24 protein-coding genes are annotated in these 21,680 nt (G+C 41.3%); 15 read left to right on the top strand and 9 right to left on the bottom strand.

The features are described 5' to 3' along the window. Positions 1 to 60: 60 nt before the first annotated feature. On the top strand, positions 61 to 213 hold the full coding sequence (locus FRE64_RS17460; protein WP_186708728.1) for a hypothetical protein: 153 nt from the start codon (positions 61 to 63) through the stop codon (positions 211 to 213). Here the strand turns inward: FRE64_RS17460 and FRE64_RS07965 are convergent. Both FRE64_RS07965 and FRE64_RS07960 read right to left on the bottom strand, forming a co-directional pair. After that, complete coding sequence (locus FRE64_RS07965) at positions 210 to 1,238, bottom strand: AI-2E family transporter (RefSeq protein WP_146295478.1); 1,029 nt, start codon at positions 1,236 to 1,238, stop codon at positions 210 to 212. The two genes, FRE64_RS17460 and FRE64_RS07965, sit on opposite strands and share 4 nt — an antisense overlap. Positions 1,239 to 1,508: 270 nt before the next feature. Then, a complete protein-coding gene (locus FRE64_RS07960; protein ID WP_146295477.1) occupies positions 1,509 to 2,069 on the bottom strand; it encodes a response regulator in 561 nt (186 codons plus the stop codon). A 327-nt stretch (positions 2,070 to 2,396) separates the two neighbouring features. On the opposite strand from FRE64_RS07960, the gene dnaK reads away from it, so the two are divergent. The 10 genes from dnaK to FRE64_RS07910 all read left to right on the top strand — a co-directional run bounded on the left by dnaK (position 2,397) and on the right by FRE64_RS07910 (position 10,489). Next, on the top strand, positions 2,397 to 4,325 hold the full coding sequence (gene dnaK / locus FRE64_RS07955; protein ID WP_146295476.1) for a molecular chaperone DnaK: 1,929 nt from the start codon (positions 2,397 to 2,399) through the stop codon (positions 4,323 to 4,325). 102 nt (positions 4,326 to 4,427) lie between these two features. Then, complete coding sequence (gene rpmH / locus FRE64_RS07950) at positions 4,428 to 4,565, top strand: 50S ribosomal protein L34 (RefSeq protein ID WP_146295475.1); 138 nt, start codon at positions 4,428 to 4,430, stop codon at positions 4,563 to 4,565. Positions 4,566 to 4,582: 17 nt separating this feature from the next. Beyond that, positions 4,583 to 4,957, top strand: a complete 375-nt coding sequence (gene rnpA, locus FRE64_RS07945) for a ribonuclease P protein component (protein WP_146295474.1) — start codon at positions 4,583 to 4,585, stop codon at positions 4,955 to 4,957. Further along, positions 4,947 to 5,342 carry a PH domain-containing protein gene (locus tag FRE64_RS07940; protein ID WP_146295473.1) on the top strand — a complete coding sequence of 132 codons (396 nt, stop codon included), beginning with the start codon at positions 4,947 to 4,949 and terminating at the stop codon, positions 5,340 to 5,342. Before rnpA ends, FRE64_RS07940 begins: the two co-directional genes overlap by 11 nt. Positions 5,343 to 5,424: 82 nt before the next feature. Continuing rightward, positions 5,425 to 6,573, top strand: coding sequence for a membrane protein insertase YidC (yidC, locus tag FRE64_RS07935; protein WP_146295472.1), 1,149 nt, complete (start codon positions 5,425 to 5,427; stop codon positions 6,571 to 6,573). A gap of 13 nt (positions 6,574 to 6,586) precedes the next feature. Next, positions 6,587 to 7,090 carry a Jag family protein gene (locus tag FRE64_RS07930; protein ID WP_146295471.1) on the top strand — a complete coding sequence of 168 codons (504 nt, stop codon included), beginning with the start codon at positions 6,587 to 6,589 and terminating at the stop codon, positions 7,088 to 7,090. Positions 7,091 to 7,116: 26 nt separating this feature from the next. Beyond that, positions 7,117 to 7,623 carry a YceD family protein gene (locus FRE64_RS07925; protein ID WP_146297311.1) on the top strand — a complete coding sequence of 169 codons (507 nt, stop codon included), beginning with the start codon at positions 7,117 to 7,119 and terminating at the stop codon, positions 7,621 to 7,623. Positions 7,624 to 7,625: 2 nt separating this feature from the next. Then, positions 7,626 to 9,119, top strand: coding sequence for an AAA family ATPase (locus FRE64_RS07920; protein WP_146295470.1), 1,494 nt, complete (start codon positions 7,626 to 7,628; stop codon positions 9,117 to 9,119). Between the two features lie 15 nt (positions 9,120 to 9,134). After that, entirely contained in the window at positions 9,135 to 9,587 is a 453-nt protein-coding gene (locus tag FRE64_RS07915; protein WP_146295469.1) for an SH3 domain-containing protein, read from the top strand. 5 nt (positions 9,588 to 9,592) lie between these two features. Continuing rightward, positions 9,593 to 10,489 carry a S66 peptidase family protein gene (locus tag FRE64_RS07910; protein ID WP_146295468.1) on the top strand — a complete coding sequence of 299 codons (897 nt, stop codon included), beginning with the start codon at positions 9,593 to 9,595 and terminating at the stop codon, positions 10,487 to 10,489. 58 nt (positions 10,490 to 10,547) lie between these two features. Here the strand turns inward: FRE64_RS07910 and psbA are convergent, their stop codons facing one another. From psbA to FRE64_RS07895, 4 genes are all read right to left on the bottom strand, one after another. Further along, on the bottom strand, positions 10,548 to 11,630 hold the full coding sequence (psbA, locus tag FRE64_RS07905; RefSeq protein WP_146294640.1) for a photosystem II q(b) protein: 1,083 nt from the start codon (positions 11,628 to 11,630) through the stop codon (positions 10,548 to 10,550). A gap of 328 nt (positions 11,631 to 11,958) precedes the next feature. Further along, positions 11,959 to 12,300, bottom strand: coding sequence for a histidine triad nucleotide-binding protein (locus FRE64_RS07900; RefSeq protein ID WP_146295467.1), 342 nt, complete (start codon positions 12,298 to 12,300; stop codon positions 11,959 to 11,961). A 177-nt stretch (positions 12,301 to 12,477) separates the two neighbouring features. After that, complete coding sequence (locus FRE64_RS17455; RefSeq protein WP_186709025.1) at positions 12,478 to 12,621, bottom strand: hypothetical protein; 144 nt, start codon at positions 12,619 to 12,621, stop codon at positions 12,478 to 12,480. Between the two features lie 18 nt (positions 12,622 to 12,639). Continuing rightward, positions 12,640 to 13,977 carry a ferredoxin reductase family protein gene (locus FRE64_RS07895; protein ID WP_186709023.1) on the bottom strand — a complete coding sequence of 446 codons (1,338 nt, stop codon included), beginning with the start codon at positions 13,975 to 13,977 and terminating at the stop codon, positions 12,640 to 12,642. 183 nt (positions 13,978 to 14,160) lie between these two features. On the opposite strand from FRE64_RS07895, the gene FRE64_RS07890 reads away from it, so the two are divergent. Next, a complete protein-coding gene (locus FRE64_RS07890) occupies positions 14,161 to 15,372 on the top strand; it encodes an S-layer homology domain-containing protein (RefSeq protein WP_146295466.1) in 1,212 nt (403 codons plus the stop codon). 80 nt (positions 15,373 to 15,452) lie between these two features. On the opposite strand, the gene FRE64_RS18265 is transcribed toward FRE64_RS07890, so the two are convergent. Next, positions 15,453 to 16,778 carry an IS1/IS1595 family N-terminal zinc-binding domain-containing protein gene (locus FRE64_RS18265; RefSeq protein ID WP_146295465.1) on the bottom strand — a complete coding sequence of 442 codons (1,326 nt, stop codon included), beginning with the start codon at positions 16,776 to 16,778 and terminating at the stop codon, positions 15,453 to 15,455. A gap of 103 nt (positions 16,779 to 16,881) precedes the next feature. Here FRE64_RS18265 and FRE64_RS07880 point away from each other — a divergent pair, with 103 nt between their 5' ends. From FRE64_RS07880 to FRE64_RS07870, 3 genes are all read left to right on the top strand, one after another. After that, positions 16,882 to 18,387 (top strand): UbiD family decarboxylase, encoded by a 1,506-nt coding sequence (locus FRE64_RS07880; RefSeq protein WP_146295464.1) that lies wholly within the window; start codon positions 16,882 to 16,884, stop codon positions 18,385 to 18,387. 346 nt (positions 18,388 to 18,733) lie between these two features. Beyond that, on the top strand, positions 18,734 to 19,108 hold the full coding sequence (locus tag FRE64_RS07875; RefSeq protein WP_146297309.1) for a hypothetical protein: 375 nt from the start codon (positions 18,734 to 18,736) through the stop codon (positions 19,106 to 19,108). Between the two features lie 65 nt (positions 19,109 to 19,173). Then, positions 19,174 to 19,335, top strand: a complete 162-nt coding sequence (locus FRE64_RS07870; RefSeq protein ID WP_146295463.1) for a YqaE/Pmp3 family membrane protein — start codon at positions 19,174 to 19,176, stop codon at positions 19,333 to 19,335. A 151-nt stretch (positions 19,336 to 19,486) separates the two neighbouring features. Here FRE64_RS07870 and cpdA read toward each other — a convergent pair whose 3' ends face one another. Both cpdA and FRE64_RS07860 read right to left on the bottom strand, forming a co-directional pair. After that, a complete protein-coding gene (gene cpdA / locus FRE64_RS07865) occupies positions 19,487 to 20,284 on the bottom strand; it encodes a 3',5'-cyclic-AMP phosphodiesterase (protein ID WP_146295462.1) in 798 nt (265 codons plus the stop codon). Positions 20,285 to 20,449: 165 nt separating this feature from the next. Then, a complete protein-coding gene (locus FRE64_RS07860) occupies positions 20,450 to 21,673 on the bottom strand; it encodes an aspartate aminotransferase family protein (protein ID WP_146295461.1) in 1,224 nt (407 codons plus the stop codon). Positions 21,674 to 21,680: the final 7 nt, after the last annotated feature.

The raw sequence follows: 21,680 nt of genomic DNA, 5'->3' as shown, positions 1-21,680 counted from the left end.
TAAAGTCATTCGTCATGTTTTTGGTGCATAGATACAGAGAAACCTACCTAGGAGGTGAAAATGCTACAAGCACCCACTACTCTAGAAAGCCAAACACTGTTGATAGAAATACCACAATCGATCGCGCTCTACAAAAAACAATCTCGCCTTGACTTAGCACACAAAATAGAGCAATCCTTCCAAAATATTGGCATCAAAATTAATGAAATTTAATTATTCCCTGTCCAGTTATCAAGAACATCTTTAATTAACACCTCTTGAATCCAAATTTGGCAAACAACGGTTAAGGGAAGGGCAAGAAATAACCCTAAAAATCCAAAGAAAGTGGCAAAAAACACTTGTGCTAATAAGGTAAAAGCTGGAAATAAAGAAACTTGTTGCGCCATCACTAAGGGGGTGAGGAGACTCCCTTCCACTTGTTGCAAAATAATATAAAAAATTAAAACGGCTAAACTTTTCCACGGGGCATCTAAAAGCGCGATCGCTGTAGGAGGGATGACACTTAAAACGGGACCGAAATTAGGAATAAAGGTTAAAAGTCCCGTCAGCATTGCTTGGGCTAATGCTAAATCTATCCCTAGTATGGATAAACCAATAAAACTTAAAATTAATAAAAAGGTTATACTAAACAAAGTCCCTACAAGCCATCCCTGTAAAGATTTTTCACATAATAATAAAATTTCATCAACACGCCGTCGGTAAAAAGAAGGAAAAAGACGAATAAACCCTTTTCGATAAGGAGTGGGATCAGCTAGTAACATAATACTCAACACTAAAACTAGTAAAATATTCAGAATAATCCCAACCGTAGTATAGAAAAAGGTTAATCCTTCCCCTAATAAGCGATTAAATATCGGCTGAATTTGTTGTATAATTTGCTCAATAGTTGGTAAAAACTCTGATATTTCTGGAGAAATTTGTTCTTCTAAAAAAATCAGCCATTCATCAAGTTGTCCAATTCCCTCTGGTACTAATTGAAATAGTTCTTCTAACTGTCCAATAACGGGGGGAACAATTACTAAAACAAATGTAATACTTGAAATTAACAGAATTAGTACAGAAATAACAACAGCTAACCAACGTTGAAAGTTAAATCTTTGTAACTTTCTGACTAAAATATTTAGGGCATTGGCAATAACAACTGCTGTAAAAATCAATAGAATTAATTGTCTAATTTGCCATAAAATATATAATGACAAAGTTAGAGCAACTACTCCCATCCACTTTCCTAAAGTCACTTTTGATCACCCTCATTATGAATTAGCCTTTACAAACCTTTGCCACAATACTATTCCTAGAATAACAGCAGGACTCAACACGATAGCAATGGCTAGACTTGCAGAAGGATGTAAATTTACATAGGGGGCTAGTAACTTGATTGCTGTAGAAATAATTGCCGATAATAGAACAACTTTGAAAATAAAAAAAACTTCCATAGAATCTAGGATAACGAGCTTAGCTTCAAGATAGTCAACAAGTTAATAATATTGCTTCTAACAGAAACTTTACTAACGCATTTTATTCTTAATGAAGCTCACTAGCTGATTCATTTGCTTTTGCATTTTTTCAATTTGACCTTGCTGGGTTTCCACCTTTTGGGTTAATTTTGCCACTTGCGCTTTTAGTGCCTCAACTTCCTCTCCATCCTCTGTTGTGGGAGTCGCCTGTGGTTCAGAAGTAGCAGCTGGTTGTTGGCGAGCAACTTTTGTTCTTGCTTCCTTAATTGCTTTGACCAGTTGTTCTCGTTCAAAAGGCTTTTCAACAAAGGCAAAGTGCTCAAAAGGTTCCGAAATTTTTTCCGTTACTTCCTCCTTGCGTCCTGACATTAAGACAAGAGGAATATTTTTCAGTTTCGGATTTTTTTGAAGCTCTTGATAAACTTCCCAACCATTTTTTTTCGGAAGTAGAAAATCTAAAATGATTAGTTGGGGGAGCTTAGAATGGATTAGATCAAGCCCCTCTTGTCCATCTCTAGCTTCGAGAATTTGCACGTTATCCGATGGTAGCATATCTTTGACCCGCATTCTGATGATTTTACTGTCATCAATGACTAATATTCGTTGTGACATTTTTACATTTCTCCTTAATCCTGAACCAACAACCTAATTTTAATTTGCTTTTCCCCCTTTATCTAAAAGGAGATGCCATTAAAAGAAAAGGCTAAGAGAATAATACCCCTTAGTTTAGCCTGATCTGGTACTGGTTTCACTAGGTAGCAACAATCTCAGTTAAGTAATAGGCGAGAGAGCATCTCTGTCTAAAAATCCCCAACCGTCATCTCTTTGTTCGGTATCCAGCACTTTTAAACCATGCCTATAACTCCCCAGAATAGAGGGTAGAACTTAAAACTCCAGATTAAAGAATTTATTGTAGCAAGTTAAAGGAGAAAATCTCTTATGGCAAAAGTAGTCGGTATTGATTTAGGAACAACCAACTCCTGTGTCGCTGTGATGGAGGGGGGAAAGCCCACTGTTATCTCTAACGCAGAAGGCTTCCGCACCACTCCCTCTGTTGTTGGTTATGCCAAAAACGGCGATCGCCTTGTGGGTCAAATTGCCAAACGGCAAGGGGTGATGAATCCAGAAAACACTTTCTATTCTGTTAAGCGGTTTATTGGTCGCAAAGCAGATGAAATTGAAGAAGAAACTAAAGAAGTTTCCTATAGTGTAACTCGTAGCGGTGATAACGTTAAATTAGAATGTCCTAACCAAGATAAGCAGTTTGCACCAGAAGAAATTTCTGCGCAGGTACTACGGAAACTGGTAGAAGATGCCAGTAAATATCTCGGAGAAGATGTGACCGAAGCAGTAATTACCGTTCCTGCTTACTTTAATGACTCCCAACGTCAAGCGACCAAAGACGCAGGAAAAATTGCTGGCTTAGATGTAAAACGGATTATTAACGAGCCAACCGCCGCTTCTTTAGCTTATGGTTTAGACAAGAAAGAAAATGAGACAATTCTTGTATTTGACCTTGGCGGTGGAACTTTTGACGTTTCCATCTTAGAAGTTGGAGACGGTGTATTTGAAGTGCTAGCAACTTCTGGTGATACTCACCTTGGTGGGGATGACTTTGACAAGAAGATTGTTGACCATCTCGCTGAAGAATTTAAGAAACAAGAAGGCATTGACCTCCGTAAAGACAAACAAGCCCTACAGCGCTTAACAGAAGCTGCCGAAAAGGCAAAAATTGAGCTTTCTAGTGTTAGTCAAGCAGATGTAAACCTCCCCTTCATTACCGCAACGCAAGAGGGACCAAAACATCTTGATATGAGCTTAACTCGGGCTAAGTTTGAAGAAATTTGCTCAGACTTAATTGACCGTTGCAGTATTCCTGTGGAAAACGCCCTCAAAGACGCAAAAATTGACAAGAGTAAAATTGATGAAATTGTCATGGTTGGGGGGTCAACTCGGATTCCTGCAATTCAAGAGTTAGTGAACAAGAAGTTAGGGAAAGACCCCAATCTTAGCGTTAACCCTGATGAAGTAGTTGCTATTGGTGCAGCTATCCAAGGTGGGGTTCTCTCTGGAGAGGTTAAAGACATTCTCCTCCTTGACGTTACGCCACTTTCTTTAGGGGTAGAAACCCTTGGTGGTGTCATGACCACAATGATTGAACGCAATACCACTATCCCCACGAAGAAACAGGAAACCTTCTCCACTGCGGTAGATGGGCAAACGAACGTAGAAATTCACGTTCTGCAAGGGGAGCGCGAATTTGCTAAAGACAACAAGAGCTTAGGAACCTTCCGCCTTGATGGCATTCCTCCAGCCCCTCGTGGTGTGCCTCAAATTGAGGTAACATTTGATATTGATGCCAATGGTATTCTTAATGTCACTGCGAAAGATAAAGGCAGTGGCAAAGAGCAATCCATCAGTATTACTGGTGCTTCCACCCTTCCTGAAGAAGAAGTGGAACGCATGGTTAATGAAGCTGAGAAAAATGCCGAGGAAGACAAACAGCGTCGCGAAAGAATTGAACGGAAAAATCAAGCGGATTCCTTGGTTTATCAAGCTGAGAAGCAAATCAATGAACTCGGTGATAAAGTTCCCTCAGAAGAGAAAAGCAAGGCTGAAAACTTAATTAGTCAACTCAAAGAAGCAATTTCTCAAGAAGATGATGAGCAAATTCAGAAACTAACGCCAGAATTGCAACAGGTCCTGTATAGCATTGGTTCTAGTGCTTATCAGCAAGATGGCGAGGCAGCCGCTGGTGCAACGGGTGCTGATACCACGGGTGCTGATGCCAATGGTGGTTCCGCCGAGTCTAGCAGTAAGTCTGATGGCGATGATGTTATTGACGCGGAATTTTCTGAAACTAAGTAATAAATTCCCATTTTTCGGGTAAACTGTCGGGGGGCAAATCGCTCCCCGTCTCTATTTTGTTACAATGTTAGTTCGGAATTTGATACTAGGAGGAAAATAGCAATGACAAAACGCACGCTATGCGGCACTCGCTTAAAGCAAAAACGGAAGTCTGGCTTTCGCGCTAGAATGCGGACTCGTAATGGTAGAAAAGTGATTAATGCTCGCAGAAAGAAAGGTCGGGCGCGTTTATCCGTTTAGATTGACCAGTTTTGGTAGTGGGCTTACCGAAAGCAAATCGGCTCAAACATCGCAAGGCGTTTAAAACGGTTTACCAGAAGGGAGGACGCGCTTCTGGCAAATATTTTATACTTCGCACTTGGAAGGCAGTTGCTGAGAGTTCGGGGGAGGTTTCTCCTCCGCCAACTCAAGTGGGGATTTCTATTAGCCAAAAGGTGAGTAAGAAAGCTGTGGTTAGAAATCGGATTAAACGCCAAATTAGGGCAATTATGCGCTCTTTTCTCCCCAATTTGCCATCGGGGTGGAAAATTGTGGTAATTGTTAAGCCGCAAGCGCAAGGATGCAAATATGAAGATTTTTTGCGAGAATTAAAACAGTTATTAATCAAATCAGAGGTATTACATGGGGATTAAAGAAACGGTTTATTATGAAGGGGGTCCCCACGTTGGGGATTTAATTATTAATGCTTTGCTGGGTTTGACGGTGATTTTTTTACCGTTTACAGTGGGGGCGATTGTTCGGGCGTTATGGTTGCGGTATCGGATTACAGATCGGCGGCTTTCTGTAATTGGGGGTTGGCGTGGGCGCGACCAAACGGATGTGGTTTATACCGAAATTACCAAATTAGTGAAAATTCCTCGGGGGATTGGTTTATGGGGAGATATTATTTTAACCTTAAATGATAAAAGTCGTTTAGAAATGCGAGCAGTTCCTCGATATCGAGAAATTCATGATTATATTGCGGATAAAGTTGCTAATAAAACCGGAAAGCCCTTAGAAGCGATTACAACTCGTTAAATTGGTAAAAGAGGGGTAACGAATCAAGATAAGATTCGATACAGTGAAACAGAGAAAACAGTACGCGCAGGACGCTTAAAGCATGGATTTTGGGATCGGATTTCTATCTAACAACATAATGCTGCCAATCCTGGATTTTTTCCACGGGATTGTTCCTAGTTATGGCTTTGCAATTATTGCTTTAACTTTGGTAATTCGCTTTGCTTTATATCCGTTGAGTGCCACTTCGATTCGTAGTATGAGACGGATGCGAGTGGCTCAACCAGCAATGCAGAAACGAGTAAAGGAAGTACAAGAACGCTATAAGGATGATCCAGAAAAACAACGCCAAGCCATGAGCGAGGTGTATAAGGAGTATGGAAATCCCTTAGCTGGTTGCTTCCCGGTGATTCTGCAAATGCCGATTTTATTTGCTTTATTTGCCACTTTACGGGGATCGCCGTTTGCTGATGTGGATTATACGGTGGATATGCAGGTGTTCCCGAAAGAGCAAATTGAGTCGGTACAGCCCGAAACAGTAACGACAAAAGCCGAGAATGTTTATATCAATGAGGATATTCATTACAAAATTTTAGGGGTGCTTCCTAGCCAAAATTTAGGGGTTGGAGAAACTACGAAGTTCGAGTTCCAAACTGAGGAAGGAAAACCTTTGCAGGCTTTAACTGAGGAGGTGGAAAGAGACTTAACCCCCAGTTGGGAAGTGGTAAAAGGACAAGAACGAGTACAAATTGAAGAAGATGGAACAATCCGCGCGATCGCGCCTGGAGAGGTTACTCTTAAGGCAACTCTCCCTGGGGTGGCAAAAAATGAAGGCTTTCTCTTTATTGAAGCCCTTGGCCGCGTGGGTGCAGTGGGTGAAGATGGGACAATCCACTGGGATATCCTTGGCATGGTGCTATTCTTTGGTATTAGCTTATACGCTAACCAAAAACTTTCTGGACAATCCAATAGTAGTGGCTCAAATTCTCAACAACAGTTGATTAGCCAAATTACCCCCATCTTGTTTACGGGAATGTTTTTATTCTTCCCACTACCGGCTGGGGTACTAATGTATATTGTCCTCGCTAATATCTTCCAAACCATGCAAACGTTAATTCTCATGCGAGAGCCACTACCAGAAAATTTACAAAAGCTGGTAGATGAACAAGAGAAGGAAGAGAAAAAGCAAAAAGGAGAGGATACCCTGCCTTTTGAAAAACGTTCTCGCAAGAAGGAAAAAGAGAAGGCATAATTTAAGGATCACTATGGAGCAAACGTTGAATCGGGGCCAACAGTGGCTAGAAAAGGTTTTAGCGCTGATGGGAACCCCGACCACTGTTAAACTGTCTAAACCCGAAACAACTGAAGAGATGACCATTGGGGAGACAACTCCTTGGTTGGTTATTGATGAAAGTAAATTAAGTGAAGAACAAGCCAAAGCCCTACTCAAAGATAAGGGACAAACTATTGATTCCCTTCAATATTTAGCGAATACTTTGCTAAATTTAGGTTTAGCGCCAGAAGAGCAAACCCCTCTTACGGTTGAGTTTAAGGGGTATCGACAACAACGGGAAAAAGAATTGCGCGTGTTAGCAGAAAAAACAGCCTGGCAAGTGCTAGAAACTGGGGAAACCGTTGAGTTAACATCTCTTTCTGGAGCGGAAAGACGGCAAATTCATAACTTTCTTAAAGAGTATGATGGGTTAGAATCATTGAGTCGAGGTCAAGAACCTTATCGCCATTTGGTGGTACAACGAAAAAGCAACTGATGCTTGCGCTTAGAACGAAAGCGATGATTGAACCAATTTATATCCCACGACTGCTTAAAGCCCCCGGGAAAAGTGAACAAGTTGAAATTAAAGACTTTCTCCCGGGCTTAGACACCCTAACTCCCATTCGCGGAACTGTGGTGATTACTCATTATGGGACGTATTTAGAGGTATCAGCGATCGCGGAAACGATTAAAACCTTAATCTGCGATCGCAGTTTACAACAATACAATCAACGCCTAGTAGTAGATACCAGTGAGCTAATTTGGCTCAAGGATCACCCCGATGAAGATTTGGGGGCGAATAAAGAGGTAGAAGTTCCCTTGGAAGAGTTAACAGAAAGTTTGCCAGCACAGGGCTATTTTGATCCCGAAAGTTGGCTCTATGAACAGTTCTGTTTGCAAATTCCCATTCGCAGTTTAAGTGAAGAGTCTTCCCCTGGGGACTATGATTATGTCGAACCGCCCCCTGTGGATCAACGTTGGGCAGGTTTGGCAGCGTTAAAAGAACAATTGTCAGATGGGGAGGAATAAAGATGAGTTTCGCTGAAGAGTTTGAGCTACTATTGCGAGCTTGTTATCCCATAATTTATATTCCCACTTTTGAAGAGGAACGGGTGGAAAGCGCGATCGCGACTTCTGCCAAAAATGTCGGCAACCGCGCTCTCTATATTTGGGATTTTGTGGATGGTTATCAAGATAATCCTAATAATGCAGGCGTTGCTCAGCGTAACCCCCTACAAGCTCTGGAATATGTGGAAAAACTTCCTACTGGCAATGGGGCAATTATCATCTTAAGGGATTTTCACCGCTTTTTAGAAGACATTTCTGTGGCTCGGAAATTGCGGAATCTTTCGCGGAAGCTAAAATCTCTCCCCATTAACGTTGTTTTAGTCTCTCCTGAGGTGTCTATTCCCTCTGACTTAACAGAAGTGCTAACGGTTGTCGAGTTTCCCCTTCCTAATAACGAGGAAATTAAAACCGAAATTGAACAGCTAATTAGTAGCATTCCCCAAACCTTACCCGAAAAACAAATTGATGCCTTTGTCCGTTCTGCACGAGGGCTATCTTTAGAACGGATTCGGCGAGTTTTAACCCGCGCGATCGCTGCTCATGGGGCATTACAACCCGAAGATGTGGACTTAGTCGTTGAAGAAAAACGGCAATCCATTCGTCAAACGCAAATTCTGGATTTCTATCCTGCTAGTGAAGAAATTTCTGATATTGGGGGACTCGATAACCTTAAAAATTGGCTCTTGCGTCGAGGTGGAGCTTTCAGCGATCGCGCTCGTACCTACGGTTTACCTCACCCCCGAGGACTGCTTTTAGTGGGGATTCAAGGCACAGGAAAATCACTTACCGCTAAAGCCATTGCCCACCATTGGCATCTGCCCCTATTACGCCTTGATGTGGGACGATTATTTGGGGGCTTAGTCGGGGAATCAGAATCTCGTACCCGTCAAATGATCACCCTCGCAGAAGCCCTAGCCCCTTGTGTTCTTTGGATTGATGAAATTGACAAAGCCTTTTCTGGGTTAACGGGACAGGGAGACTCAGGAACAAGCAGTCGTGTTTTCGGAACATTTATTACTTGGCTCGCAGAAAAAACCTCTTCTGTGTTTGTGGTGGCTACAGCTAATAATGTCCGCGCTCTTCCCCCAGAAATGTTACGGAAAGGACGATTTGACGAGATTTTCTTTGTGGATTTACCCACCCAAAAAGAGCGAAAAGAGATTTTCTCAGTTCACCTTTCCCACCTCCGCCCCTATAATGTTAAAGACTATGATTTAGAACGACTTGCCTACGAAACTCCTGATTTTTCTGGGGCAGAAATCGAACAAACGATTATTGAAGCCATGCACCTTGGGTTTAGTGAAAATCGTGACTTTACCACAGAAGACATCTTACAAGCCGCCAGTCAAATTGTTCCTCTTGCTCGTACTGCTCAAGAAGAAATACAATTCTTAAAAGAATGGGTCAGTGCTGGCAAAGCTCGTAAAGCCTCCCGTGATAATGCCCTTAGTCTGTAAATCTTTATTTTACCTATGAGTTTTTCTGGTTTTATACAATTTATCTTAGGCTTTTTGGTTGGTGTGCTAGTTTTAACCGGCGCTGGAGCTGCCACAGCTTACTTCTTTTTCAATCAACTTGCACAAAACCCTCCGATGCCTGTTTATGAGCAAGAGGAAGAGTCTGAAGAACCTTCAGAAGTAGAAGAAGAGACAGCCGTTGAGCCTGAACCAGAGCCAGAACCAGAACCAGAGCCGGAAACGATTCAGGATCGGTTTGGGGAACAAGCCTTTGAAGCGCGAGTAACTTGGTCAGATGGCTTAAGTTTACGAGATGAGCCAGCCGAGGGGTCATCAAGAGTTGGCGGTGTGCAGTACGATGATAAATTAGTGGTTATTGAAAGGCAGGGCGATTGGCAACGAGTTTACGTACCTGATACGGGTCAAGAGGCTTGGGTAAAAGCGGGAAATGTCCAACAAGTTGATTAAACCTTGTGAATACTAGCTTTCTTCGTCCAAAACCGCTTAAATCAGGAGATACTATTGCGGTAATTTCCCCCAGTGGTGCGTTACGGGATAAGGAGACTTTTGAAAAAGGATTAAAAATATGGCGCGATCGCGCTTACCAGATCAAACTCATTTCTCCCTACGAACAACAGGGCTATCTGGCAGGAACAGATGAGCAACGTCGTCAGGCGTTATCCGAGGCTTGGACAAATCCAGACTATCAAGCAATTGTCTGTAGTCGCGGTGGCTATGGTAGTATGCGCTTGCTAGAAAATTGGTCATGGGAGCGAGCATTACCGCCGAAGTGGTTATTAGGCTTTTCTGATATTACCGCATTACAGTGGAGCTTATATCAGCAAAAAATTATCAGCTTACACGCCCCAGTTTTAACCACCCTTTCTCAAGAACCCCCATGGTCAATTGAACGCTTATTTCACTATTTAGAAAATCAAACCTTATCCCCCTTACAAGGAAAAGGTTGGGGAGGTGGTATTGCCACAGGAAGACTCCTCCCAGCTAATTTAACCGTAGCAACTCATTTATTAGGAACATCCTTACAGCCATCTTTAGAAGGCGTTATTCTTGCTTTAGAAGATGTGGCTGAATCTCCTTATCGAATTGATCGAATGTTAACCCAATGGCGATTATCAGGATTATTGCATAAAGTGGCAGGGATTGCATTGGGGCGGTTTAGTCGCTGTGAAGCCCCTACAGGAACGGTTAGTGGGTCAGTAGAGGAGGTACTGCGCGATCGCGCTCAAGACTTAAACTGCCCGATTGTGTCTCAGTTACCCTTTGGACATGATGGTATCAATGCTGCTTTACCTGTGGGGGAAATAGTAACCTTAGATGGCAATCAAGGAGAACTACAATTTCTAGAATAACAACGACAAAAAACCCCCTCCGGAAAGAGGGGGGAAAATCGAACTAACTAATTAGAGATTAGCCGTTGATTTCAGGTGCTTGCATGGCAACAGGAGTTGCTTCACCAGATGCTAAGTCTAAGGGGAAGTTATGAGCATTCCGTTCGTGCATGACCTCAAATCCGAGGTTTGCACGGTTTAATACGTCTGCCCAAGTGTTGATGACACGTCCTTGACTGTCAATTACAGACTGGTTGAAGTTGAATCCGTTGAGGTTAAACGCCATGGTGCTTACACCTAACGCGGTAAACCAGATTCCGATTACTGGCCACGCTGCTAAGAAGAAGTGGAGGCTACGGCTGTTGTTGAAGCTGGCGTATTGGAAGATTAAGCGACCAAAGTAACCGTGTGCTGCAACGATGTTGTAGGTTTCTTCTTCTTGTCCGAATTTGTAGCCGTTGTTTTGGCTTTCGTTTTCGGTGGTCTCACGTACTAAGCTGGAGGTAACGAGAGAACCGTGCATGGCGGAGAATAAGGCGCCTCCGAATACCCCGGCAACACCGAGCATATGGAAGGGGTGCATTAAGATGTTGTGCTCAGCTTGGAACACGAACATGAAGTTGAAGGTTCCACTGATTCCTAAGGGCATTCCGTCGGAGAAGCTTCCTTGTCCGATGGGATAGATTAAGAAGACTGCGGTGGCTGCTGCTACTGGTGCGGAGAAGGCTACGCAAATCCAGGGGCGCATTCCTAAACGATAGGAGAGTTCCCACTCACGTCCGAGGTAGCAGAAGACTCCGATTAAGAAGTGGAAGGCGATGAGCTGATAGGGGCCACCGTTGTAGAGCCATTCGTCAAGGCTAGCTGCTTCCCAGATGGGATAGAAGTGCAGTCCGATGGCGTTGGAGGAGGGAACTACTGCTCCAGAGATGATGTTGTTTCCGTAGAGGAGAGAACCAGCTACGGGTTCACGAATGCCGTCGATATCTACAGGAGGTGCTGCGATGAAGGCGATAATGAAGCAGGTGGTTGCGGTTAAGAGGGTGGGGATCATTAAGACACCGAACCAACCAATGTAAAGGCGGTTGTTGGTGCTGGTCACCCACTGGCAAAACCGTTCCCAAACGTTTTGGCTTTGCTGTTGTTGTAAGGTGGTTGTCATATTGGATATAAGTCCGTTTTCGACAAGATAAGATGGATATAATTTAGCGTTTTTATTTAACGCTATGAATCCAATATAAGATACTTATTTCAATTTGTAAAGTTTTTTAAGAGTATTTTAAAAATTATCTATCTTAGGGATTAGCCAGCAGGACTGTTTCATTCTTGGGGTAAAAATTGAAAATAATCGCCTGAAACCTTACATAGTGGGATATCGCGATTATTTTTTCTGATTTTACTTCTTCTTAAGAAAAAGTAGCTAAATTGCTTTCCTATCTCCCCATCTCCCCACCTGAGGGTGATTTCAGAAGAATGAAACGACCCTGGCGTTAGCCTGGGGGCCATTGTAAAGAGCGACCTCCGATAATGTGTAAATGGAGATGATCAACTGTTTGACCAGCATCAGGTCCATTATTAATAACGACACGGTAACCACTATCTAACCCAGCTTCGGTAGCGACTTGCTTAACAATTAGTAATAAATAGCCCAGAAGATCTTGATCTGCTTCTTCTGCTGCTGCAATTTGAGGAATTGGTTTTTTGGGAATCACAAGAATATGGGTTGGGGCTTGGGGGTTAATATCCTTAAAAGCGAGAGCGCGATCGTCTTCATAGACGATGTCAGCAGGAATTTCACGGTTAATTATTTTGGTAAAAATGGTATTGCTCATACGATATGTGATGGGTGTTAGACTCCATATTGAAATTTGGCTCTTTAACTTAGAATTAAAGCCACTATTTATATTAACTGTTGATTGCCTACGAAAACTTAAGCCTCTTTAACTTATGAACGCTAGCGACAATATAGGCTACGCTAGCCCCTAATTTTTACTGATCTGTTGCATAGTTCACTGAGAACGGATGATAACTGAGCTACTTGCTTCATTGATGGAACTTTGTGGACGGTTTTGCAACCAAGCAAAAAAAGCAGCCACTACCACTAAAACGATACTGGTACTAACTACGAGTTGTAACATTAGACTATAGCGCATCTATATTTTCCTCTCTTTTTAAGCTAAGTTAAAGTGTTCCATGTGGATGTTAGTTACTGGCACATCTAAAGACAATAACCCTGCCTCTACAGCATCCATCATCACTGGGGCAGCACAAATAAAATACTGGCGACTGCCTCGATGAATAGGAATATAACGTTCTAAAAGATCTTTATCTACATAACCAGTTTCCCCTGTCCAGTTCTCATCACCATGTCGAGGGACATAAATAATTTGCAAGTTTAATTTGGTTTTGATGACTTCTAATTCTTCTCGATAAGTAAAATCTTCCCAACTCCGAGCCGAATAAATCAAAAGAAAAGGACGATCATCTTGACGCTCTACTGCTGTGACAAGCATACTATACATGGGTGTAATCCCAACACCGCCAGCAATCAGGACAAAACCAGCGCTATCCCAATAACGCTCAGTTGTAAAAACTCCATAGGGACCGTCTAAATAAGCTTTTGTTCCAGGTTTAATATTTTTAATGCTCCGAGTGAAGTCTCCGAGAGCTTTAATTCCAAATTCAATACGCTCAGGATGATCACCACTAGAAGACATAGAAAAGGGATGTTCCCGCATCCGAATAGGATGAATACCTAACGTTATCCAAGCAAACTGACCAGGTTGGAAGGTAAAGCCTTCATGACCACTTGGTCTTAAGGCTAATTTCCAAACATCACCTCTAAGAGGGACAACTTCCTCCACTAAATACGGGCGTTTGGTTAATAGCCAAGGTTTTACTAAACGGACATAAGTAATCAACCAAAGGGCTACTAAAATCATTGCTGACCAAAGAACAACTTTCCAAAAGAAGCTGAGATAATTGGCAACCCCTAAGGTATGTCCAAAACCAAACCCGACAGCAATCACCGCAAGAATGCTATGGGCAGCCCGCCAAGGTTCATAAGGAATTTTCAAAGGTTTACGCCAAATTGTGGTCGCCACCATTATGAAAAACGCAAGAGTACCAATTACGGCTAATCTTGCTCGCCAAGGTGCTTCTAGGATATTTAGTAATTCTAGAGTTTCTGGCTGGACGATAAATAAAATGATCGGGTGGATCACCACCATGACAAAAGCAGCTAAAGAAGTGTAGCGATGAAATTGGAGTAAAATGTCAATTCCGTAGGAAGCCTCAATGCGATTAACCCTAGCAGTGAGAGCAAATTGTAAAATCATCATCGCTAAGCCAATAAACCCGAGGGCAACAGAAAAGTCAACCCAAAACTCGCGATTCTCTGGCGCAGGATATAATAATACGACTGCTAGAGGAAATAGGGTAATTAGCAAGTAAGCAGTAACCCATAATAAGGCTACAGCAATGGGGTTGTGCATTAACAAACGTTTCATAATTTTTGCTGATACTCAAAACTTATACTTTACTTTATCTTTTTTTCACTGAGAGATTAATCTACTTGCAAGTTCCGTGGCAGAGTACCATAAGTAGGTTTGCAGTGAGCAGCCTATGATTTGGTGGAACTTAGAGCAATACGTTATCTTAAAAGAAGAATATCCATTACATTAAAAAAGGATATGTTTTCATTGTCTTATAAATCTGCTCTTATCATACTCATTAGTTTTACTCTAATCACTGGCTGTGGAGAAGGGTTACAACAACGCCTCGCTGCCGATTCGGAATTAGAGGAACAAGAAGATGTCTCCCCTGACAATGAAGAGGAAGTAACACAAACTGAACCGACAGAAGATGTTCCTGATGAGATTCCTCTTTATCCCAATGCTGAGTTAGTGGATGAACAAATTGATGAGGAAGAGGCTTTTGGAAGACTACAATGGTTATCACCTGATTCCATGGAAGAAATTATTGCCTTCTATGAACAGGAGTTAGGGGAAGATAATTGGGAAGTTGAAACCCCCTTTACAGAAGGGCAAGATGGGGAAGAAATTATGGAGGCGCGATCGCGCTCTTTGAACCTGAGTGTTTTAGTAGCAGATGCCCAAACCCCACAACCTAGTCATACAATTTTAATTGAGTATCAACGCAGAAGTCCTGAAGAAGAGACAACAGAAGATACCACCGAAGAAGAAGTTGTAGAAGAAGACACCACTAGAGAGTTTGCAGGGAATTTTAATGATTTAGACGAAACCCCTGAGGCGTTACAAGAAAAAGTAGAAGATCTTGCAGAACTAGGAATTTTAACTCCTCTAGAAGAAGGGGAAGAAGAGTTTGCTCCCAATGAGCCTATTACTCGTGGCACTTTTGCCCGTTGGTTATTTCAAGCAAATAATGAATTTTACAGCGATCGCTCTAGCCAACAAATTCGTCCTGTAAATCAAGCCGAAACCCGTGCTTTTCAAGATATTTCTCAAAATGATCCTGACTTTCCCATTATCCAAGGATTAGCGGAAACAGGATTAATTCCCTCACGACTGACAGGTGATGATGATGTAACCCGCTTTCGCCCTGATCGTTCCCTGACTCGAGAAACTCTCTTATTGTGGAAAGTTCCCTTAGATATCCGTCGTAGTCTCCCTTCCGTAGATGTAGAAACCATCGAGGATACATGGGGCTTTCGTGATGCTAATGCTATTGACTCGGAAGCATTAGGGGCAATTGCTGCTGATTATCGTAACGGAGAGGATTCTAACCTGCGTCGGGTATATGGTTATACGCAGTTGTTGCAACCACAAAGGGAAGTTACTCGTGCCGAAGCTGCAGCAGCTCTTTGGTCATTTGGAACCCAAGGAGAAATTATTTCTGCTAATGAGTTACTAGCAGAAAATTAAAATTAGTCATTAGTTATTAATCATTTGTTCACTACAGACTCTTCCTACCAATCTGTAGAAAAGATTAATCCATTGTCATATTATTTCTGGATAGTCTTATTATTTATGGAAACTTTATAGACGGTCCCAACTTTTTCTAAATGAAATTCCTCACAGGACATTAAAAAATTAGTAAACTTTCCTTTTAGTTGTAACGATTTAATTACAGTAGAAACTGATTTTCCATATACTTCCTTAAATTTTGCCCCAAGTTTCGTCAACAAAATTGAAGATTCTCCTGTCTCTAATAGAAAAGATTCAACAATATTAATTAAAATTTGGCGTAGCTCTAATGAACTATTTATGGATTGACCTGAATTAGTATTGATTTTTTCTACCTTAGCAGTAACTTTCTTATTTTTCTTTCCATTAGCTTTTTTTAAGGTGATACGAGAGCTTTTTTCAATAAACTTCGTAAAATTAGCCTCTAAATTAAAAGTTTTGACAACTTCATTGGCTGTCATTCCAAAGCGAGACTTAAAACAATTTGAAATTACAGAAGGGGTAATTGTTTTATGAGGAGAATTTTGTTCAACTTCTTCAATAATTTTAATAACTGCTTCCTCTAACTCATTTGCCCCAAAAAAAGTGTAAGAAGAATTGCCATTTAGGTTTTCATTGGTAGATGCAATCGTTGCTTGAGTATCTACTGATTTATTATCTTTAATGATTTTTTTTCTTGCTTGTAATAATGTCTCTAAATGAGCAATTTCATCAATTTTATGACTAATAGATTGTTTTTCTTTTGCAAGTAAATTTTCCAATTGTAACATTAATGCTTTTGTCTCAGGAATTCCTTGATTTAATTCTAAAGAATAAGCATAGGTATCTCCAGTCATGCGATTTTCAATTTCTAAAACTTTGTCTTGACGACGCACTCGCCACACCCGTAGATTTTGACTCAATAATTCATTACATAAATTAGTCAGTAACCAATCCGAGGAACAAACAAAGACTTCTTGAACATTTTGATAATGAAGCCGAATTGATGATCCTAAGGTCATCATCCGCGCATCAGCACTATTTTTACCACCTGGAACATGAACTAAAAAATATCCCCGTTCGTAGAGATCAATATCTTGCTTACTAACGGCAGGTTCTCCCCAGTTGGCAAAAGCCAGTTTGATCTGTAATGGATAAAAGGCTAATTCCTGTAAGTAACTTTCAGCACCGCGATCAAGTCTGATATTTTCTAAATCTAGTAGAAGAATACTGACACCTGAGTTTGATGCTTCAGGGGGAGATTCCACAGTTAAAGCTTCTTCTAAAAACTGTCGTCCACAATCTTTACAGCGATAACGTTGCTTTCCTCGCACGCGTCCATTTTTGCGATAGCTTTGACTGTGACATTGTGGACATTTTGGCATTATCTTGAAATTTTAATCAATTACTTAAAAAATTGCCAACTTCAGATATAACTCATTCAGGATAGCTATGATCAGAAAAGGAAAGGCTTAATATTTTGTCATTATGGCGCGAGATTTACGAGAATTTATCAAACAGCTTGAGGAAAAAGGGCAACTGCGACGAATTACTGCCCCAGTTGATCCAGAGTTAGAGATTACTGAGATTGCTAATAGGATGTTAAAAGCTGGAGGGCCAGCACTCCTATTTGAGAATGTTAAAGGAGCATCCTACCCTGTGGCAATTAATCTCATGGGAACGCTAGAACGGGTTTGTTGGGCAATGAACCGAGATGATCCCCAAGAGTTAGAAACCTTGGGAGAAAAATTGGGGATGCTTCAACAGCCGAAACCGCCGAAGAAAATTTCCCAAGCGGTAGAGTTTGGAAAATTACTCTTTGATGTGGCAAAAGCTAAACCGGGGCGCGATTTTTTCCCACCCTGTCAGGAAGTGGTAGAAAAAGGAGAAGAAGTTGATCTTAATCGTTTACCCCTTTTGCGCCCTTATCCAGATGATGGAGGAAAAATTATTACCCTTGGCTTAGTGATTACCAAGGATGTAGAAACCGGAACCCCCAATGTGGGAGTGTATCGCTTACAGCTTCAGTCTAAAAATACCATGACTGTGCATTGGTTGTCGGTGCGTGGTGGGGCGAGACATTTACGTAAGGCAGCTGAACAAGGGAAAAAATTAGAAATCGCGATCGCGCTTGGAGTAGATCCCCTCATTATTATGGCAGCGGCAACCCCAATTCCAGTGGATCTCTCAGAATGGTTATTTGCTGGACTCTATGGCGGTTCTGGAGTAAAATTAGCTAATTGTAAAACTGTTGACTTGCAGGTTCCTGCTGACTCGGAATTTGTCTTAGAAGGAACCATTACTCCTGGGGAAGTATTACCAGATGGCCCCTTTGGCGACCACATGGGCTATTATGGCGGCGTGGAGGATTCTCCTGTAATTCGTTTTCAATGCGTCACCCACCGCAAAAATCCCATCTATCTCACTACATTTAGCGGTCGTCCCCCGAAAGAAGAAGCAATTATTGCCATTGCCTTAAACCGCATCTATACCCCGATTTTACGGCAACAGGTTTCCGAGATTACAGACTTTTTCCTCCCCATGGAGGCATTAAGTTATAAAGCTGCTATTATCTCCATTAAAAAAGCCTATCCTGGACATGCTAAACGGGCAGCCCTTGCTTTCTGGAGTGCTTTACCTCAGTTTACCTATACTAAGTTTGTAATTGTGGTTGATGATGGGATTAATATCCGTGATCCACGGGAGGTAGTTTGGGCAATTTCTTCCAAGGTTGATCCCAACCGAGATGTATTTATTCTCCCAGAAACCCCTTTTGATAGTTTAGATTTTGCTAGTGAAAAAATTGGTTTAGGAGGCAGAATGGGGATTGATGCAACCACTAAAATTCCCCCTGAAACGGAACATGAATGGGGTAAACCCTTGGAATCTGATCCAGAAATGGCAAAAACTGTCGATCAGCGTTGGGAAGAGTATGGTTTGGGAGACATTAATTTAGAAGAAGTAAATGCTAACCTATTTGGTTATGATCTTTAATTTGCTATTTAGAAAGCTAGGGGTGAGGATTCCAGATGAACATTGATTGTCTAAGGAGTTGACACTCCCCTGCCTAAAGGCGAGGGGATTCTTGGTTCTAACTTATGAACTAGGTTCACAAGACGACGGAACTTGCTGCGATTGGACTTCTCCAACAACAGTAGCGGTTCCATCTCCCCAAGCGTTTTCCCCTCTTAAATCTCCCCCACTGGGAGAGAAAGAGAGGGGGCCGTTCCGATCTGCCCGATCGTACGGAGTCCTTCTCTCAGTATGGTAAGACAAAAAACAGGGGATTTGTTAAAATTCGTAAAACGATGCAAAATTATGTTGCTACACGACCTTCTTGATTATGCTAGAAATGCTTCCCCAGATCAATATTGAGCCTAATACTATAGCAGGGATTACTCTTTGGGCATTTGCCCTTTATTTGAGTTTATCTTCGTTACGTGATTGGTTGATGACTCAGCTAATGCGTTGGTTTAACTTTGCGGAGCGATCGCTGTATTTTTCAACTGAGGAATTTGAACGAACCCGAGAAGCTCGAGAATCTCAAAATGCGTTTTACGCTTCAATTTTTAGCATTTTCCCTTTTCTAATAATAGGTATCTTCTGTAATTACGGGGTTGAAGCCAGTTTAGGTCGTAGCTGGGCAATCAGTGTGGGGCTTTTAGCTTGTATGGCTTTTGGTATTTATGAATTAGGACGACAATCTCAACAATAGTCATAAATATTTAACAGCCACTACGCTATGATTACAGAATAAATAATACTTGGAGATGTTTAATTATGGCTGATTTAATTAGAATACTCTTATCGGTACTAATTCCACCCTTAGGAGTGTTTTTACAAGTAGGAATTGGAATTGATTTTTGGGTTAATATTGTACTTACCCTATTAGGATATATCCCTGGCTTAGTTCATGCAATTTGGGTCATCTCTAGAAAATAACCCTTCCTATAATCACTCCAAAATTAGGTTTCTTCACAGATTGCTCTTGATGAGATATATTCTAAGTAATAGGCTTGTTCAGTTTTTTTAACTGATTTGTTAATTGAGGATTAATTAACTGGCTAGTGTCGCATAACTTGAAAAAATGCAGTTAATATCCTGTAGCCGCTAAATCTACAGTGTAGCTAAATTCCACTCTTTTAACGGTAGTCGCAAACTCGCCATTTTCGTAAAGCCAAAATAGCCTATAACCTGGCTGAAGCTCATCAAGGGCAAACCTATCGCATTCTGGCTTAAATTGAATAGAACTGGAAGGAGAAGCTAGGTAACGTACACCGGCGCGATCGCGCTGAAAATTTTGGTGAATATGACCAAATACCACAAGGTTCACTTGCGGATGACAATCTAAAACCCTAAATAAATCTTCAGGATTTTTTAAACGGCTAGTATCAATCCAGTGGGAGTTAACTGAAAACGGAGGGTGATGTAAGGCAACTAGAGTGGGAGCATGGCTATTGTTGTATAGTTGCTTATCTAACCACTCAAGGGTTTCCGAGCTCAGATAACCATAAACTCGTCCTGGCACTGCGGAGTTAAGTAAAATAAATTGCCAACTCCCCAATTGGAATGATTTATCTCCATAAGTGGGAGGCTTGGTTAATGCTTCTTGCATTAATTGAGGTTGATCGTGATTTCCTGGCAACCAATAAGCAGGAATTTGTAAAGGTTCTAATTGTTGGTATAAGTTTTGGTAAGAGGCAAGAGTTTCATCTTGAGATAAGTCTCCAGTTAATAATAAACCTTGTGGTTGAGGAGTTAAGGCTTGGATTTCCCTTAGCACTGCCTTAAAGGATGAATCGGTTTGTAACCCTAATAATTCTTCCTGAGAAGAGGCAAAAAGATGGGTATCAGTTATTTGTGCAATTAAAAGCGGGGAGGCTTTTCTCATTTGACTAATTCAAGTTAACACTGTTTGGTGATCTTTTTATTAAAATTAAGAAATTTTAATCGTTGAAAGTATTCATATTTCTTTTACCACTAGTTTATCTTTAAAAGAAGAATAATAACCTCACTTTCACTTCATTGATCTTTGCTCTTGATGATTGAGCTCAGTTTATTGAATCCAAGACTGGATTGCACTTTCTAATTTTTCCCGAGCTTCATTAACTTCTATTTCAGAGACAATTAATGGTGGAACAAATCTTAAAACCTTAGCACCAGCAGGGGCAATTAATAAGCCCTCTTTGATTGCCGATTTAACAATTTCTATTGATTTTAAATCACTTTCAGGAGCAATTTGTAAACCATTAATTAACCCCCAACCGCGAACTTCAGTAAACAAATCAGGATAGGTTTGCGCGATCGCGCGAAGGTGTTTTCTCAATTGTTCACCGCGAGCAATTACATTCGATAAAATGTCCTCCTTTTCAATTGTTTTTAACACCGCTAAAGCAACGCCACTACTAAAAGGATTCCCACCAAAGGTACTAGCATGATCACCCCCTTGAAAAATATTGCAAAATTCTTTACATAACATTGCCCCGATCGGAATTCCACCGGCTAATCCCTTGGCACTGGTAAAAATATCTGGTTCTACCCCTAAATTTTCATAGCCCCAATATTTTCCACTACGCCCTACACCCACTTGCACTTCATCAAAAATGAGTAAAATGCCTTTCTCATCACAAATTTTTCTTAAGCGGATAAAATAATCTAAATCTCCTGGGTAAACTCCTCCTTCTCCTTGCAAAGGCTCAATTAAAATTGCTGCTACATTCGGATTTTCTGCGATCGCGTTTTCCATCGCAGTAATATCGTTATAGGGAACATAAGCAAAGCCAGGAACAAGGGGATCAAAATTCTTATGATACTTCGGTTGTCCTGTCGCCGTAATCGTAGCTAATGTACGACCATGAAAACTAGCATGAGTGGTCAAAATCAGTGGGTTATCAATATTGAGAACTGTGTGGGCATATTTTCGAGCCAGTTTAATCGCGGCTTCATTAGCTTCTGCTCCAGAATTACAGAAAAAAGCGCGATCAGCACAAGAATGTTCCACTAGCCATTGCGCTAATTCCCCTTGTTCAGGAATATAGTATAAATTAGAGACATGATGAAGCTTTCGCACCTGTTTGGTAACTGCTTGCACCAGAGTAGGATGAGCATGACCAAGGGTACAAGTTGCAATGCCAGCAACAAAATCCAAATAGGTTTTTCCCTCCGTATCCCAAACTTGACAGCCTTTTCCTTGATCAATAGCAAGAGAAAATCGTCCATAGGTGGGCATCACATACTGATCAAAGGTTTGTGAATTGAATGTTGCTTGCTCTAGACTCATAGTTTTA

The organism is Euhalothece natronophila Z-M001 (genome assembly GCF_007904085.1).
In the GTDB taxonomy this organism is placed as follows: domain Bacteria; phylum Cyanobacteriota; class Cyanobacteriia; order Cyanobacteriales; family Rubidibacteraceae; genus Halothece; species Halothece natronophila.
Note: the sequence above shows the minus strand (reverse complement) of the source record. Positions and strands in the feature narration are given on the sequence as shown.

What these genes read in the sequence shown, in the direction of transcription:
- FRE64_RS07895 (WP_186709023.1), bottom strand. Translation starts at nt 13,977, where the DNA reads ATGAAACGTTTGTTAATGCACAACCCCATTGCTGTAGCCTTATTATGG.
- FRE64_RS07890 (WP_146295466.1), top strand. Translation starts at nt 14,161, where the DNA reads ATGTTTTCATTGTCTTATAAATCTGCTCTTATCATACTCATTAGTTTT.
- FRE64_RS07920 (WP_146295470.1), top strand. Translation starts at nt 7,626, where the DNA reads ATGAGTTTCGCTGAAGAGTTTGAGCTACTATTGCGAGCTTGTTATCCC.
- FRE64_RS07930 (WP_146295471.1), top strand. Translation starts at nt 6,587, where the DNA reads ATGGAGCAAACGTTGAATCGGGGCCAACAGTGGCTAGAAAAGGTTTTA.
- FRE64_RS07915 (WP_146295469.1), top strand. Translation starts at nt 9,135, where the DNA reads ATGAGTTTTTCTGGTTTTATACAATTTATCTTAGGCTTTTTGGTTGGT.
- dnaK (WP_146295476.1), top strand. Translation starts at nt 2,397, where the DNA reads ATGGCAAAAGTAGTCGGTATTGATTTAGGAACAACCAACTCCTGTGTC.
- cpdA (WP_146295462.1), bottom strand. Translation starts at nt 20,284, where the DNA reads ATGAGAAAAGCCTCCCCGCTTTTAATTGCACAAATAACTGATACCCAT.
- FRE64_RS07880 (WP_146295464.1), top strand. Translation starts at nt 16,882, where the DNA reads ATGGCGCGAGATTTACGAGAATTTATCAAACAGCTTGAGGAAAAAGGG.
- FRE64_RS07900 (WP_146295467.1), bottom strand. Translation starts at nt 12,300, where the DNA reads ATGAGCAATACCATTTTTACCAAAATAATTAACCGTGAAATTCCTGCT.
- psbA (WP_146294640.1), bottom strand. Translation starts at nt 11,630, where the DNA reads ATGACAACCACCTTACAACAACAGCAAAGCCAAAACGTTTGGGAACGG.
- FRE64_RS07940 (WP_146295473.1), top strand. Translation starts at nt 4,947, where the DNA reads ATGGGGATTAAAGAAACGGTTTATTATGAAGGGGGTCCCCACGTTGGG.
- FRE64_RS17455 (WP_186709025.1), bottom strand. Translation starts at nt 12,621, where the DNA reads ATGCGCTATAGTCTAATGTTACAACTCGTAGTTAGTACCAGTATCGTT.
- yidC (WP_146295472.1), top strand. Translation starts at nt 5,425, where the DNA reads ATGGATTTTGGGATCGGATTTCTATCTAACAACATAATGCTGCCAATC.
- FRE64_RS07860 (WP_146295461.1), bottom strand. Translation starts at nt 21,673, where the DNA reads ATGAGTCTAGAGCAAGCAACATTCAATTCACAAACCTTTGATCAGTAT.
- FRE64_RS07870 (WP_146295463.1), top strand. Translation starts at nt 19,174, where the DNA reads ATGGCTGATTTAATTAGAATACTCTTATCGGTACTAATTCCACCCTTA.
- FRE64_RS17460 (WP_186708728.1), top strand. Translation starts at nt 61, where the DNA reads ATGCTACAAGCACCCACTACTCTAGAAAGCCAAACACTGTTGATAGAA.
- FRE64_RS18265 (WP_146295465.1), bottom strand. Translation starts at nt 16,778, where the DNA reads ATGCCAAAATGTCCACAATGTCACAGTCAAAGCTATCGCAAAAATGGA.
- rpmH (WP_146295475.1), top strand. Translation starts at nt 4,428, where the DNA reads ATGACAAAACGCACGCTATGCGGCACTCGCTTAAAGCAAAAACGGAAG.
- FRE64_RS07960 (WP_146295477.1), bottom strand. Translation starts at nt 2,069, where the DNA reads ATGTCACAACGAATATTAGTCATTGATGACAGTAAAATCATCAGAATG.